Origin of the sequence: Sphingomonas sp. 179-I 2A4 NHS (assembly GCF_045369135.1) — a bacterium.
Taxonomy (GTDB): Bacteria; Pseudomonadota; Alphaproteobacteria; order Sphingomonadales; family Sphingomonadaceae; genus Sphingomonas.
Window position 1 is genome coordinate 113,525 of sequence record NZ_JBIQFL010000003.1, and the last position, 14,278, is coordinate 127,802.

A 14,278-nucleotide genomic window follows, 5' to 3' on the forward strand; every position below is an offset into this window, starting at 1 on the left:
GGCCGGTGCCCGCGGAATGTGGTGTCTTTGAGCGGCAATTTGGGCTGCAGCATGACGGGCTTCAAGATGACGGCGGCTCACCACATCCTTGGATATGCGCAAAGCTTCAAAGGCGGCGGGGTGGAGCGTGCGCTTCTACGGCTGGCTGGCGCCTGGGTGGAGGCGGGGCGAAGGGTAACGCTGGTGGTCGCCGACCCGCGAGGCCCATTGGCCGCCGAGGTCGCTGAAGATGTCGACGTCGTGCCGCTTGGATCAGCCACTTATCGTGCGTTGTTCGCACTACCCCGGCATGTGCGGACAATCAGGCCAGACGTCATTTTCTGCGCCGGGAGCCATTATACGAGTGTGGCGGCATGGACACGGCTACGGTTGAGGGGAGCCTGCCCGCCGATCGTCGGGAAAGTGTCGAATGCAATCCGCCGACCCGATCATCATGTCGCGCTAGCCGCCGGTCACGCCGCCTGGCTTCTCCTCCATCCGCTATTTCTCGATCGAGTGGTGGGGATGAGCGCGGCGAGTGCTGCGGCAATTGCGGCGGCAATGCGGCTGGCGCCCGAGGATGTGGTGGTGATCCCCAATCCGCCGGCCCGGCCGATCCCCAGTGGGGCACCTGTGCAGTTGCCCCCGCGCTACATCCTCGGCGTCGGGCGGCTTGCCCGGCAGAAGCGCTGGGACCGCCTCGTTGCCGCCGTGCCGCGATTACGGGATCGGCAAGTGCCGCTGGTCATCCTGGGTGAGGGAGAGGAGCGCGCCGCGCTGATGGCGCAGGCTCAAACACTCGGCATCGCGGATCGGCTCATCATGCCGGGCCATGTCCGCGATCCGCTCGGGGCGATGGCGAATGCGGCGGTGGTGGCGCTGTCGTCGGACTTCGAGGGGGTGCCGGGCGTGTTGCGAGAGGCCCTGTCGGTCGGCACGCCGGTGGTGGCGACCGATGCGTCGCCGGCAGTGGCAGAAATCGTGGTCTCGCCGGTCCTCGGCACCATCGTGGCGCGAGATGATCCTGATGCGCTCATCGCGGCGCTGGATCATTGGCTGGACGGCGCGGCGCGCCCGGCGCCGGTGCCGCCGCCCGGTGCTGATTCGGCGCTGCGCTACCTTGAGCTCTTCGATTCGCTCAGGCGGGCTTGACGCGGTCGGGGGCTGCAGCCTGCACCTCGGGCAGCGCAAGGTTCGCCTCTTCTGCCGTCAGAAGCCGTGGATAGGCGTCGAGCGGAAGCGCGAAACGGCGCGCGTTCGCCATCTGGGGGACAAGGCACAGGTCCGCGATGTCCGGCCCGTCGCCGCCAAGGAACGGGCCGGGCAATGGCGCCGCCATCTCCTCCAGCGCGGCCAGGCCCTCCGCGATCCAGTGGCGATACCAATCGTCCTTCGCCGCTTGATCGGCGCCGAACTGGGTCTCCAGCCGCTTCAGCACGCGCAGATTGTCGATCGGATGGATATCCGCGGCGATCACCAGCGCGCGGGCGAGCTGGCCGGATCGCTCGAACGGGTCCTTCGATACCATCGGCGGTTCGGGGAAGTTGGCATCCAGCCAGTCGACGATCGCGAGGCTCTGCACCAGCGGCCGACCATCAACCCTCAACGTCGGCACGAAGCCCTGCGGATTGATCGCGCGGTTTTCCGCGCCGGCCTGCTCCCCCGTCAGCAGGTTCACCGGCAGCGTTTCGTAGGAGACGCGCTTCAGGTTGAGGCAGATCCGGACCCGGTAAGAAGCGGAGGATCGCCAGTAATCGTGGAGGACGATGTTCATACCATGGCCGCTTCCGGGGTGTTGTCGTCGTCGCGTTCTTCCTCGATCTCGCTGCGGCGCTCCATCGCGGTCTTGATCAGCGCCGTCATCGGGTCGGCAAGCGCAAGGCCCAGGATGCCGAACAATGCGCTGGCCAGGATCTGCGCGCCCAGCGTCAGCGCCGGCGGCATATCGACGGTGCGCTTCGCGACCATCGGGATCAGCACATAACCGTCGAACGTCTGGACGATCACGTAGGTACCGATGGCCCAGATCCCGGTGTCGACGCCGGCCGAGAAGCCCACAGCCACCATCAGCGCGCCGGAGACGAACGCGCCGATATTCGGGATGAAGGCGAGCACGCCGGTCAGGATGCCGAGGATCATCGCCATCGGGACCCCGCCCATCATCAGCGCAACCCAGGTGAGCACACCCTCCGCCACCATGCCGATGATCCGCCCGAACAGCAGCCGGCGCAGCGTCGTCCCCATGCGCGTGATGGTGAGGGCGAACTCGGTGCGATGCTCCTCCGGGATCATCCACTGCAGCCCGCGATCATAGACCCTGGGATCCATCGCCACGAACAGGCCGATCACGATGATCATGAACATGGTGGTGAGCGCGCCGAACGCGCTGCCGACCCAGGAGGTCAGCCGACCGACCGAACTCAGCGCCTGGCGTGCGACGCTGCTGATGTCGGACGCGCCCGGCATCAGGCCCTGGCTTGTGAGCCACGTCGTCAGCTTCACCGTCTGCGCCTCGAGTGTCGTGCGCAGCTGCGAGATCTGCTCCGCGACCTGAACGCCGGTGAGATAGAAGGTGCCGAGCAGGAAGACGATTGTCAGAACGCAGACGATCAGCAGCCGCCAGCTGCGCCCGATCGGCAGCACCCGGTTCAGCAGCCGCACGCCGCCATCGAGCAAGGAGGCGAAGACGAGGCCTGCAAAGATGATCAGCAGCGGCTGGATGAGCAGCACGACGAGCGCGATCGCCGATGCCATCCCAAGCCACACCGCGGCCCGCTTGATCTCGCGCCGGGTGGCGGGATCGTGCACCTCGCTTGGGCTGGCGCCCTTGACGACGCGGACCTGGTCTTGGCTCATCGGGTCTCCTCTGGCCTCAGTGACGTGCCGGCGCGGCCCGGTCGAAGCGATGACCACCAGCTCAGCGGATTGAGGGTCGCCGATCCATCGACCGAGAAAGTGATGAACTCCGCGCGGCCGCCGATATTCTCCCAGGGCACCGCGCCGCCAAGGCCCTTTTCGGTGCCGCCCAGCGCGAAGCGGCTGTCGGCGGAGCGGTCGCGATTGTCGCCCATCAGGAAGACGTGATTGGCCGGGATCTTGACCGGGCCATAATCGTCGCCCGGGCTCGCCCCGAGCTCAACAGTGTCATAGCGGCGGCCTTCGGGGTTGGTTTCGGTGACGATCGGCAGGCGGCACACAGTCGTGCCGTCCGCCCGCGTCACACGCGCATCCGGATATTGCCACTGATCGCAGGTCGCATTGGCGTCGACTGGCAGGTCCTTGTAGTGGAGCGGCCCGCGTGCCAGCGGCTTCCCGTTCAGGATCACGGTGCCGCCGCGGACCTCCAAGGTGTCGCCCGGCAGCCCGATCACCCGCTTGATATAGTCGCTGGTCTGACCGGGCGGGGTCACGATCACCACGTCGCCGCGTTCCGGCATCTTCCCCCAGATGCGGCCCTGCCATGCCGGCAACTGGAACGACCAGCTTTCCACCGGTTTGTGCAGCACCGTCCCTTCGAAGATCGCCACCGGATTGGGGACGGTCGGCGATACGAACGACCAGCCATAGGCGAACTTGGACACGATCAGGCGATCGCCCACTTCTAGGCCCGGGAGCATCGATTCGCTGGGGATGTAGAACGGCTTGGCGATGAAGCTGTGAAAGCCGAGGACAGCGAGGATGAGCCAGAAGAGGCCCTTTGCCTCGCCCCACCAGTCCAATCCGCGCGCGGGACGCCTCGGCCCCTCGTCGGCTGCTGGTTTGCCCGTCAACGCCACGTCCTCGGCCACATCATTCACTCGGTTGGAGAAAATCGGTCTGATGCCGCGACCGCTTCGATGATCACGAAGGCCTGCGCCCAAGGATGATCGTCGGTCAAGGTCAGGTGAATACGCGGCTTATGCCCCGCCGGCGTCATTGCCGCCAGCCGGGCGCGTGCGCCGCCCGTCAGTGTTAGCGCGGGGGCACCCGCCGCGTCGGTGACGACCTCGATATCCTTCATCGTCACACCGCCACGAAAGCCGGTGCCGATCGCCTTGGAGAAAGCCTCTTTCGCGGCGAAACGCTTCGCATAAGTGCCGGCGGCGGTGAACGGCCGGCTGCGGGCGCGTTCCTGTTCGCCGGCGGTGAAGATGCGCTCCTCGAAGCGCGCGCCGTACCGGGTCAGAGACGTCTGGATCCGCTCGATATTGCAGAGATCCGCGCCCATCCCGATGATCACCGGGCGGCGTCCATCGCCGCGCGCATTTGCCGGATGCTTGCGTCGAGCCCGACGAAGATCGCTTCGCCGATCAGGAAGTGGCCGATGTTGAGCTCCACCACTTGCGGAATCGCGGCGACGGGCGCGACATTGTCGAAGGTGAGGCCGTGTCCTGCATGCACCTCGATGCCGTTCTTCGCCGCGAGCGCCGCTGCGTCGGTTAGTCGGCGAAGCTCCTCCGCCCGTGCCGGGCCCTGCAGTTCGCAATAGCGGCCGGTGTGAAGCTCCACGACCGGCGCGCGCAGCCGGGCTGCGGCGTCGATCTGCCGGGCGTCCGGCTCGATAAACAGCGACACGCGCGAGCCGGCGTCGTTCAGTGCCGCGACGAGCGGTGCCAGCCGATCGTGCTGACCCGCAGCGTCAATGCCACCTTCGGTGGTGCGCTCCTCGCGCTTTTCCGGAACGATGCAAACGGCATGCGGGCGATGCTTAAGCGCGATCGCCAGCATTTCCTCGGTCGCTGCCATCTCGAGGTTGAGCGGGATGTCCAGCGCGTCCATCAGCCGTGCGATGTCCTCGTCGGTAATGTGCCGACGGTCCTCACGCAGATGGGCGGTGATGCCGTCTGCGCCGGCGTCGGCGGCGAGCAGCGCCGCGCGCACCGGATCGGGATATTCGCCGCCCCGCGCATTCCGCACGGTCGCGACATGATCGATGTTGACGCCGAGGCGAAGCGGGCGGGGCGGCATCAGGCCGCCGCCCGGCTGCCCGGCTTGATCGCCGGAATCGCGGCCAGTTCCGGCGGCAAGGCATCGGGGTCATAGGTGGGCACGTCGAGCCGGATCAGCGGGAAGAACGGGACGCCGATGTCGGCGCTGCCGTTCGATCGGTCGACCAGCGCTGCGCCGGCGATCACCCGCCCGCCCGCGGCCTCGATCGCCTTGATCGCCTCCCGACTGGAAAGCCCGGTGGTGACGACATCCTCCATCATCAGCACTTCCTGGCCTAGCTCGAGGCGGAAACCGCGGCGCAGTTCGAAGGTGCCAGTGGGGCGTTCGACAAACATCGCGGGGACGCCGAGAGCGCGCGCCATCTCGTGCCCGGCAATGACGCCGCCCATCGCCGGCGATACCACGGCGGTGATCCGCTCGCGAAGTTCGGCCGGGATCTGCGCGGCAAGTGCTTCGGCCAGCCGCGCACCGCGGCGCGGGTCCATCAGCACGCGCGCGCACTGCAGGTAGCGCGAGGACCGCAGTCCGGATGAAAGGATGAAATGGCCTTCGAGCAACGCATCCGCCGCGCGGAATTCGGCCAACACCTCGTCTTCAGTCACAATTCGCCCTTTCGTCTTGCCGGCGAGATACGGTTGCTGTGGCGCCTGTGCAACGGAACGTGGCCGTCCGGCGCCAAATAATGCCGCTTGCGTGCTTGAGGCGCAGGGGTGCCCTGCGTATAGGCCGCCCGATGGACGGATTCCGCGCGGCATGGCGCTGGCGTCGGCCGGGACGAGCAGGGGTAACGACAAAACGATGAGAAGCGCGTTTAAGGGAGTGATGCTGGCCGCGGGGCTCGCGCTGGCGGGGCTCGCCCCGGCCGCCGCCCAGCCGGCGGGCAATGCCACCGCTGAAGCGGCGACGGCGATCGGAAACTCGGCGGATACGGGCAACGTGACGGCGGATACCGCCCCGTCTGCCCCGGTCCTCGCCATGGACGGCGCGCCTGCCATGACGGCGAAGCCGATGCTGGGACAGCCGACCGACGGCCTGATGACGATCCAGCCGCAGGTGACCGAAAATGGTCGCCGCGCGCACTGGTTCCATGATCGCATCCTCCTGCCGCTGATCACGATCATCTGTCTGCTCGTGCTCGCGCTGCTGGTCTATGTCTCGATCCGCTATCGCCGCGCTCGCAACCCGGTGCCGTCGAAGACCAGCCACAACACCATGATCGAGGTCGTCTGGACGCTCGTTCCGGTGCTGATCCTGGTCGCCATCGCCGTGCCGTCGATCGGCCTCCTCTCGGCGCAGTTCAAGCCGGCTCCGGCCGGTGCCGTCACGCTGAAGGCGATCGGCAACCAATGGTACTGGAGCTACCAGTATCCGGATCATGGCGGGATCGAGATCACCGCCAACATGCTGAAGGAGAAGAATGAGGTCGCCGCCGGTGAGCGTTTCCGCACCGACGCTGATGGTCCCCGTCTCCTCGCTATCGACAATCGCGTGGTGCTGCCGGTCGGCGTGCCGATCCGCCTGATCACCACGGCGAACGACGTGATCCACAGCTGGGCGATGCCGGCGTTCTGGATCAAGCTCGACGCCGTTCCGGGCCGTCTGAACGAGACCAGCTTCACCATCGAGAAGCCGGGCCTCTACTTCGGCCAGTGCTCGGAACTGTGCGGCGCGCGCCACGCCTACATGCCGATCGCCGTCGAGGCGGTGCCGCCGGCCGAGTTCGCGGCGTGGATCGCTGCCAAGGGTGGCAAGATGCCGGGCGCGGCCGAACCGTCGTCGTCCGTGATCCCGCAGCCGGGCGCCGACAACTCGGCCGCCGCGGTCGAGGATGCCGCTGCCGCGTCGAACGCTACGGGCCCGGTCGTCAACGCGACCGGCACCTCTCCCACTTCCCCGCAAGGCGCCACCGGCAACCCGGGCGGCACCGGCGACACGGGACGCTAAGATCATGACCGACACCGCTCTTCACCCCTCCGCCTTCCAGGCGCACGGCGATCACGCGCATCACCATGACGCGGATCACAAGCCCGGTTTCTTCCAGCGCTGGTTCATGTCCACGAACCACAAGGACATCGGCACGCTCTATCTGATCTTCGCGATCGTCGCGGGGATCATCGGCGGCGCGATTTCCGGCCTGATGCGCGTCGAACTGCGCGATCCGGGCATTCAGTATCTGCCGACGTGGCTCGCCATGCTGCACGGCCCGGGCACGTTCGACGAAGCGCTCCACCTGTGGAACGTCATGATCACGGCGCACGGTCTCATCATGGTGTTCTTCATGGTGATGCCGGCGATGATCGGCGGGTTCGGCAACTGGTTCGTTCCGATCATGATCGGTGCGCCGGACATGGCGTTCCCGCGCATGAACAACATCAGCTTCTGGCTTCTGATCCCGGCCTTCCTGCTGCTCCTCGCCTCGCCGTTCTTCGGCGCCGGTGCAGGCACGGGCTGGACGGTGTACGCGCCGCTCTCCACTTATGGTGAGCCAGGGCCTTCGGTCGACATGGGCATCCTCTCGCTCCACCTGGCCGGCGCTTCGTCAATCCTGGGCGCGATCAACTTCATCACCACGATCTTCAACATGCGTGCCCCGGGCATGACGCTGCACAAGATGCCGCTGTTCGCCTGGTCGGTTCTCGTCACCGCGTTCCTGCTGCTTCTCTCGCTGCCGGTTCTTGCTGCGGCGATCACCATGCTGCTCACCGATCGTAACTTTGGTACGACCTTCTTCGATCCGGCCGGTGGTGGCGATCCGATTCTCTACCAGCACCTGTTCTGGTTCTTCGGTCACCCCGAAGTGTACATCATGATCCTGCCGGGCTTCGGCATCATCAGCCACATCATCGCGACGTTCAGCCGCAAGCCGGTCTTCGGTTACCTCGGCATGGCCTACGCGATGGTCGCCATCGGTGTGGTCGGCTTCGTCGTGTGGGCGCACCACATGTTCGCCACCGGCCTCAGCGTGAACACTAAGATGTACTTCACCGCCGCGACGATGGTCATCGCGGTGCCGACGGGCATCAAGATCTTCTCGTGGATCGCGACGATGTGGGGTGGCTCGCTCACCTTCAAGACGCCGATGACCTGGGCGATCGGCTTCATCTTCATGTTCACCGTCGGGGGCGTGACGGGCGTCGTCCTCGCCAACGGCGGCGTCGACGATTACATGCACGACACCTATTACGTGGTGGCACACTTCCACTACGTGCTCTCGCTCGGCGCCGTGTTCGCTCTGTTCGCGGGCTTCTACTACTGGTTCCCGAAGATGTTCGGGAAGATGTACAACGAGTACCTCGGCCAGCTGCACTTCTGGGTGTTCTTCCTGGGCGTGAACATGCTGTTCTTCCCGATGCATTTCCTCGGCCTGCAGGGCATGCCGCGTCGTTACCCGGACTATCCGGACGCCTATGCGTACTGGAACCAGTTCGCGACGCACGGCTACGAGATCATGGCCGTCGGCATGGCAATCTTCTTCGTCAACGTGATCTGGTCGCTGATCGCGGGCAAGAAGGCCCCGGACAATCCCTGGGGTGAAGGCGCGACGACGCTGGAGTGGACGCTCTCCTCGCCGCCGCCGTATCACCAGTTCGAGACGCTGCCGGTGATCGAGGACTCCAAGCACTGAGCCTGATCTTCGATCGTCGACACGCTCGATGACAAAACGGAAGCGCCCCGCGAGGAAACTCACGGGGCGCTTTCATTTGCGACGATGGCGGGCTTGGCTGCCCGGCCGGTAAGGAGGGGCTGCGCCCTAGAGGCGTAGAAACAGCGTCAGCGATGCGACATGGGCCATCGCCACCTGTCGGCCCGGTGCGTCCCGCGTCTGGTTGAGATAGCCCGCTTCCACCGTGGAGGTGCCGCCGATCGGAATTTCAAACCCCGCGAACGTGCGGATCTGGTCGAAGCCTTTGCTGCCGCCCCAGTCAGCGGATTTCAGCCCGACGAACGCCTCGGTGGAGCCAAGCAGCGCCAAGCGTTGCGCACCGGGGCGCAACGGATACTCAAGTCGGACCATCTGGCGTGCGCGAAGCGACATGCCGTTACCGTCCGAGCGCCACCGTTGCTCGAGCCTGGTGCGCGATTGCACCTCCAGCTTCCCGATCTTGCCGACGTTCCACGTCGCCTGCTGGAACGATCGATCCTCGTTGCGATCCGGCCCGTCCGCCAGCGGCTCGATGACATGGGCATAGCCCTGGTAGAGCGTCAGGTCCTTCGACACCTGCCAGCCGATCGCCGGGCGCAGCAGCACCTGCGACAGGCGTGATACGCCATCGGTGACGCGCGGCTGGACCTCCGCAAAGAACACCAAGCGACCGCTGATGGGCCCCATCACCGTCGCGTTGATCCAGGCCCCCTCGTCATGGCTCGTCTGAGCGCGTGCGACGCCTGGAAGCACGGTGGTGATTGCAGCAGCGGCGAAGAAAAGATGACGTGGTCGCATGCGCTCACTCTAGCCCTGCCACGGCGGCTGCGTCATGGTTTGCGCCGACAGAGCAACAAAACGTTGGGGAGAACATGATGCCGACCTTCCGCATGATCGACACCGGTGGGTCGACGATCCGCACCGCCATCGAAGGCGAGGGGCCGCTGGTGCTGATGGTGCATGGATTTCCGGAAAGCTGGTATTCCTGGCGTCACCAGATGGGTCCGATTGCGGACGCGGGATTTACCGCTGCGGCAATCGACGTGCGCGGCTATGGCGGATCGGACAAGCCGAAGACGATCGAGGCCTACGCGATGGAGGAACTGGTCGCTGACATCGCGGCCGTTGCGCAAACGCTTCAGCCCGATCGCCCGACGATCCTCGTCGGCCACGATTGGGGCGCGCCGCAGGTGTGGAATTCCGCGCTGACGCGGCCGGAGCAGTTCTCCGCCATCGCGGCGCTTTCGGTCCCCTACACGGGCGTGCCTGCGCGCCCATTCACCGAGATCTTCCGCGAGGCGTTCACGAAGAAGAACCGCTTCTTCTATCAGGAATGGTTCCAGAAGGTGGGTCCGCCGGAGGAAGAGGCGGAGCGCGACGTGCGCGATTTCCTGCGCAAATTCTATTTCGGCATCGCTGGCGATGCGCCCGAAGGGACGTGGCCGACTAAGGCCGCAGACGCGACGCTGTTGGAAGGCATGGTCGATCCGGGCAAGTTCCCCGAGTGGATGACGCCGGAGGATCTGGATTACTATGTCGCGGAGTTCGAAGGCTCCGGCTTCTTCGGCCCGATCAGCCGCTATCGCAATCACGAGCGTGACTGGGCCTGGCTGCAGCAGTTTCGTGACCGCAAGATCGAGCAGCCGGCGCTGTTCATCGGTGGCACGAAGGACCCGGCCAGCACCGGCTTTGGCGCGATTGCCGATCCGATCGCGATCATGCGTCCGCACGTCCCGAACGTTGAAGGACATATGCTGGAAGGGTGTGGTCACTGGACCCAGCAGGAGCGGCCGGAGGAAGTGAACCGGTTGCTTCTCGATTGGCTCAAGCGGCTGAACTAGCCGCTCGGCGGCCCTCGCCAACTGCCGGTCGAGATCAACGCTTGTCCTGCGCTCACAAACCGCGCAGCTTCGTTTGGGGCAACAGGCGGGGGGCAGGATGGCGGTGATCAGCCGGCACGGCGGCAGGTGATCGGTTCGCTCGATCGCGCCGCCACGCTGCGGCTCGGGCGGACGCTGTCGGCGCAGGCTTATGGCCAGGTCGTCACGATCGTCGTTCAGCTCGCACTCGTGCCGTTGTTGCTCGATGCCTGGGGCGCGGATGTTTACGGCGCCTGGCTGGTTCTGGCGGCGATCCCGTTCTTCCTTACCTTCAGCGACCTCGGCTTCACCTTCGTCGCCAAGAACGAGATGGTGATGGCTGTGGCCGCTGGCCGGCGCGACGGCGCATTGCGCACGTTCCAGAGCATTCTTGCGCTACTCAGCATTGCGCTTCCGCTGCTTTTTGTCGTTGCCGCGCTCATCTTCGTGGTCGTCGATGTTCGCGCGGTTCTGCGGATCAACGCGCTTGGTGCAGGCGCTGTCAGTGGCGTGCTCCTGCTGCTTACCGCGAACGTGCTGCTCTACCAGCTGTTTCTCCTGATCTGCGCCGGGATTCGAGCAGAGAATCGGCCCGCCAGCGAGGCTGGCTGGGCCGCGACCGCGCGCCTCGGGGAGGGCGCTGCGATTGCGCTCGCGGCACTGGGAGGGGGGGGTGTGATCGCGGCAGCGGGGGCGGCGTTGCTGAGCCGTCTGTTGTTCATCGTGCTTGCCAGCCACTGGCTCCACGTGCGCTCGGCATGGCTGCGCTTCGGCTTCGCTCAAGCCTCGGTGGCGGAACTGCGTCGGATCGCGCCTCTGGCGTTCGCCTATATGGCGATGCCGCTTGGTCAGGCGCTGCTCATCCAGGGGCCCGTTATCATTGTCGGCGGCACGTTGGGAGCGTCGGCTGTGGTCGTCCTGTCGACATCCCGCACGCTCGCGCGCCTTGGCACGTCGGCTGGCAACATGCTCAACAACAGCGTCGTGAGCGAGTTTTCCGCCCTCGCGGGCGCCGGCGACTGGATCGGATTCGCGCGCCTGATCAGGACGCAGGTCGGGGCGACGCTGATCCTCGGTGCGATCTATATCGTGGCGCTCTTGGTGCTTGCCCCCTGGGGCTTGCGGCTCCTGACGCACGGCAATGTTGCGGTGCAGCAGCCCTTCTTCTTCATCCTACTGATGGGTGTGACGGCGGAACTCTTCTGGTCCGCCCTGTTCACGCCGATCTCTGCGGTCAATCGGCACGGACGGGCCACCTTCGGCTTCCTCATCATTGCGCTCGTCGCGCTGGCCGGAGGTCCCGCGCTGAGCCGGGCGTACGGGCTCACGGGGATCGCGTGCAGCGTGCTCGCCGCGCAACTGGCAATGATCCCGCTCTGCCTGCTGGTCCTGAAAAAGACCAACCATGGCGCGTGAACGCGTGCCGCGGGTCCTGTTCGTTGGCCTCTCCGCGATGGGGCATGGCGGCATCCAGGGTTTCAACCGTCGGTTGAGCGGCGCGCTTCGGCAACTGTCGGTGGAAGCCGGCGTGATCATGTACGCCGATCCGGAGGGCGAGGGGGAGACCGAAGCGCTCTGCGGCAGCTTTCTTGGCCTTTTGAGGGCCGTGTCATCTCGGGCGCGCAGCACGGATATGTTGCTGCTTGGTCACATCAACTTGCTCCCGATCGCCGCGCTCTATCGTATGCTTCGTCCGCGGGGGCGGGTGATCCTGTTCGCGCACGGCATCGAGGTGTGGGGCGATCCTGCGTATCGCCCCGCTCGCGCGCGAGATACGTTGCTGCTGCGCCGGCTGGTGGACCAGATAGCGATCGTCAGTCGCTATTCGCGGAATCGGATGATGCAGGCATTCGATATCGCCGACGCGAGCTTCACGCATTTCCCAAACGCGGTCGACCTTCCGTCAACACCTGTCGGGCCGAAGCAAGGATCCACGATCCTTTCGGTATCGCGGCTTGGCGCCGGTGAGCATGAGAAGAATATCCATCGCTTGATCGAGGCCATGCCGCGGGTGCTGGCCGAGGTTCCTGCCGCACGGCTGCGGGTCGTGGGTGAGGGCGCCCTGCGTGGTCGCCTGCAGGCGCTTGCGAAGGAATTGGGCGTAGGTGATCGCGTCACGCTGTCGGGTGCAGTGGACGCCGCCGGCCTTGCCGATGCCTTCAACAACGCGGCGGTTTTCTGCCTGCCCTCGTCGAAAGAGGGATTTGGCATCGTCTTCCTCGAAGCATGGGCCGCTGGCCTCCCGGTCGTCGGCTCGCAGTTCGGCGCTGCGCCCGATGTGATCGAGAACGGCGTCGATGGCCTCACCGTCGATCCGCATGATGTGCCGGCGCTGGCCGATGCTCTCGTCACGTTGCTTCGGGATTCAAACTTGGCGGCGCGGATGGCGACTGCCGGGCACGAGAAGGTCGCGCGCCTCTATTCTGCCGAAGCGTTCGTCGCCAATCTGGGCGCGTTGCTGGGCGCTGACGCACGCGGCACCCTGCGATAGCCGAGCAGTAACAGCGCTCCCGCGACGATCAGCAGGAACAGGTAGCCGCGGCAGAAGAACGACAGCATGGTGCTGACCTCCCGTTCCGCGAGGAACGTTGTGGACGCGAATACGAAGCTCGCCCAGCAGTTGCTCACCATTCGTCCGCCAATGCCGTCCAGCATGATGAACGTGAACGCCACCGTCAGCCCGGGCAGCAGCAGCACGCCCGCGAGGCCGAAGGCCGCAAGGCTGCTCGCAATCAGCCCGACGACCGGGCGCGCGATCGATCCTTTCGCGCGAAACCCGTAATGCCAGGCGATCCGATCAGGCGCGGTAGCGAGCGTCTTCGTGAGCAGGAACGACGGCAATAGCGTTTCCGCGGCGTCGCGCCACAGATCCGCGCCGCCCATGGTACCCCGTTCCTCCAGCTTTCGCGCCACTTGGTCGATCGGTTGGATCATTGTGAAACGTTCCGTGTTCCACGTCAGCGGGTAAACGTAACTGTCGCGGTACGTCAGGTGGTAGCCCGCGGCAATCGCATCGGCGCGCTGCGACAGTTCGACGGGGTCGAACCCCGCGTTACGAATGACTTCGAAGGTCGCCGCAATCCGGCTGATGCTCCGCACGTCAGGCTGCATCCGCACGATATGGATCGCGGGCACGACATAGACGATCGCGATCAGAGCAGCCGCCGCCGGCGGCACGATCCACCGCAGTCTGGGCCGCACGCCAAAGGCTAGGAAAGTAACGCCGACTACCATCACGAAATCGAACAAGGTGCGCTTCGTGTTGTCCGCCAGCGTCAGCGCTACGATGACGATCGTCATCAGGCCTAGCCGGGCCTTGTGGCCTAGCTGCCCTGGGTGGCTGGCGATCAGCGCCGTCTGCATCGCGGCGCCAAGCAGCAGCAGCGGGTAGAAGGCACCGAAGCCACCGAACCCGCTCGTCTCGAAGCCACCGTTGCTGGCGAGTGGCCGCATCTGCGTCTGCAGAAAGTAGAGAACGGCGCCGAGCGTGAATGTCGGTAGTGCAAGTCGGGCGAGATTGACCGGCGCGGCGGTGATCCCGTGCAAATCATGCTCGATCCGCCACGGCTGCCGCACCAGATGGCTCCCCAAATAACCAATGCTGATCGAGGCAAAGCCGGCGAGCAGCAATCCCGCGGAGAGTTCCGGCATCCGAAGATTCGATTGCACCGGCTGCATCGCCGCTGTCTTCACGATCAGGCTGGCGGTTCCAAAATAAACGCACATCACTGCATAAAGGCCGTCCGAAATGCGCCACCCGCGCATCTGCAACGGAATAAGCGCGCATGCTGCAACGATCACGAGTGATAATAGAACGGGAATATCCGCGCCGAGCATGAGCTGCGCGAAAAAAATAAGAGCAAGAGAA

Annotated in this window: 14 protein-coding genes; 6 read left to right on the forward strand and 8 right to left on the reverse strand. The window is 65.4% G+C overall.

The genetic code is table 11. The annotated features are described in order from the left end of the window. Nucleotides 1-51 precede the first annotated feature (51 nt). Nucleotides 52-1,131, forward strand: coding sequence for a glycosyltransferase (locus ACH0CP_RS06665; protein ID WP_294442667.1), 1,080 nt, complete (start codon nt 52-54; stop codon nt 1,129-1,131). Here the strand turns inward: ACH0CP_RS06665 and maiA are convergent. The 6 genes from maiA to pyrE are packed head-to-tail and all read right to left on the reverse strand — an operon-like array spanning nt 1,118 to nt 5,510. Continuing rightward, complete coding sequence (maiA, locus tag ACH0CP_RS06670) at nt 1,118-1,753, reverse strand: maleylacetoacetate isomerase (protein ID WP_294442668.1); 636 nt, start codon at nt 1,751-1,753, stop codon at nt 1,118-1,120. The two genes, ACH0CP_RS06665 and maiA, sit on opposite strands and share 14 nt — an antisense overlap. Continuing rightward, the gene (locus ACH0CP_RS06675; RefSeq protein WP_294442669.1) at nt 1,750-2,835 is read right to left on the reverse strand and encodes an AI-2E family transporter; all 1,086 of its coding nucleotides are present in this window, start codon (nt 2,833-2,835) and stop codon (nt 1,750-1,752) included. Before ACH0CP_RS06675 ends, maiA begins: the two co-directional genes overlap by 4 nt. After that, entirely contained in the window at nt 2,832-3,767 is a 936-nt protein-coding gene (gene lepB, locus ACH0CP_RS06680) for a signal peptidase I (protein WP_294442671.1), read from the reverse strand. Before lepB ends, ACH0CP_RS06675 begins: the two co-directional genes overlap by 4 nt. 5 nt (nt 3,768-3,772) lie before the next feature. Continuing rightward, the gene (gene acpS, locus ACH0CP_RS06685) at nt 3,773-4,198 is read right to left on the reverse strand and encodes a holo-ACP synthase (RefSeq protein WP_294442673.1); all 426 of its coding nucleotides are present in this window, start codon (nt 4,196-4,198) and stop codon (nt 3,773-3,775) included. Then, a complete protein-coding gene (locus tag ACH0CP_RS06690) occupies nt 4,195-4,926 on the reverse strand; it encodes a pyridoxine 5'-phosphate synthase (protein WP_294442674.1) in 732 nt (243 codons plus the stop codon). The genes acpS and ACH0CP_RS06690 overlap by 4 nt, the downstream gene beginning before the upstream one ends. After that, nucleotides 4,926-5,510: an orotate phosphoribosyltransferase gene (gene pyrE, locus ACH0CP_RS06695; RefSeq protein WP_294442675.1), complete on the reverse strand. Its 585-nt coding sequence runs from the start codon at nt 5,508-5,510 to the stop codon at nt 4,926-4,928. The genes ACH0CP_RS06690 and pyrE overlap by 1 nt, the downstream gene beginning before the upstream one ends. 196 nt (nt 5,511-5,706) lie before the next feature. Here pyrE and coxB point away from each other — a divergent pair, with 196 nt between their 5' ends. Together coxB and ctaD are read left to right on the forward strand one after the other, a co-directional pair. Next, the gene (coxB, locus tag ACH0CP_RS06700; protein WP_294442677.1) at nt 5,707-6,852 is read left to right on the forward strand and encodes a cytochrome c oxidase subunit II; all 1,146 of its coding nucleotides are present in this window, start codon (nt 5,707-5,709) and stop codon (nt 6,850-6,852) included. 4 nt (nt 6,853-6,856) lie between these two features. Further along, nucleotides 6,857-8,533, forward strand: coding sequence for a cytochrome c oxidase subunit I (gene ctaD / locus ACH0CP_RS06705; RefSeq protein ID WP_294442678.1), 1,677 nt, complete (start codon nt 6,857-6,859; stop codon nt 8,531-8,533). 126 nt (nt 8,534-8,659) lie between these two features. On the opposite strand, the gene ACH0CP_RS06710 is transcribed toward ctaD, so the two are convergent. Continuing rightward, entirely contained in the window at nt 8,660-9,349 is a 690-nt protein-coding gene (locus ACH0CP_RS06710; protein ID WP_294442679.1) for a DUF2490 domain-containing protein, read from the reverse strand. Between the two features lie 77 nt (nt 9,350-9,426). On the opposite strand from ACH0CP_RS06710, the gene ACH0CP_RS06715 reads away from it, so the two are divergent. The 3 genes from ACH0CP_RS06715 (at nt 9,427) to ACH0CP_RS06725 (ending at nt 12,901) form a co-directional block, all read left to right on the forward strand. Beyond that, entirely contained in the window at nt 9,427-10,392 is a 966-nt protein-coding gene (locus tag ACH0CP_RS06715) for an alpha/beta fold hydrolase (RefSeq protein ID WP_294442680.1), read from the forward strand. 126 nt (nt 10,393-10,518) lie between these two features. Further along, entirely contained in the window at nt 10,519-11,826 is a 1,308-nt protein-coding gene (locus ACH0CP_RS06720) for a lipopolysaccharide biosynthesis protein (RefSeq protein ID WP_294442681.1), read from the forward strand. After that, complete coding sequence (locus tag ACH0CP_RS06725; protein WP_294442682.1) at nt 11,816-12,901, forward strand: glycosyltransferase family 4 protein; 1,086 nt, start codon at nt 11,816-11,818, stop codon at nt 12,899-12,901. The genes ACH0CP_RS06720 and ACH0CP_RS06725 overlap by 11 nt, the downstream gene beginning before the upstream one ends. On the opposite strand, the gene ACH0CP_RS06730 is transcribed toward ACH0CP_RS06725, so the two are convergent. Then, nucleotides 12,829-14,061: a hypothetical protein gene (locus ACH0CP_RS06730; RefSeq protein WP_294442683.1), complete on the reverse strand. Its 1,233-nt coding sequence runs from the start codon at nt 14,059-14,061 to the stop codon at nt 12,829-12,831. The two genes, ACH0CP_RS06725 and ACH0CP_RS06730, sit on opposite strands and share 73 nt — an antisense overlap. Between the last annotated feature and the right edge of the window lie 217 nt (nt 14,062-14,278).